1 protein-coding gene is annotated in these 348 nt (G+C 43.7%); it reads left to right on the top strand.

Annotated elements, in window-relative coordinates; genetic code table 11:
- Positions 1 to 323 (top strand): DUF3810 family protein (locus D4A39_RS19575; protein WP_119918615.1); only part of this gene is annotated, 323 nt, incomplete at its 5' end.
- Between the last annotated feature and the right edge of the window lie 25 nt (positions 324 to 348).

The raw sequence follows: 348 nt of genomic DNA, 5'->3' as shown, positions 1-348 counted from the left end.
CATCGGCAGATAAGCTGGTGAAATTCAGCGGATATTACCACATTCTGCCCCATGTATTATATAATGTATTCGACATCTTCGGCGAAAAGGAAGGTGAGAAATATCTGAAATATATCCGTCCTGAGATAATCAGGCTGCTGAAAAGCGACCGCCAATACTGGCAAGGCAAAAGATGCAAGGCACTGGATGCTGCCCAGGATTTCTTCTTCGAACTCTATCTGAGAGGCAACCATGTAGAAGGCGGCAGAAAGAGCTATGCCGGTGTCATCGGTCTGATTCTGGCTTGGAAGGACAAGCAGGAAAAATCTCTTATGAAAAGATGATAGAAATAACTACATGAGAAAGAAA

It is taken from the genome of Alcanivorax profundi, from assembly GCF_003597125.1.
Classification (GTDB): domain Bacteria; phylum Pseudomonadota; class Gammaproteobacteria; order Pseudomonadales; family Alcanivoracaceae; genus Alcanivorax; species Alcanivorax profundi.
This window is presented reverse-complemented; position numbering and strand designations above follow the sequence as displayed.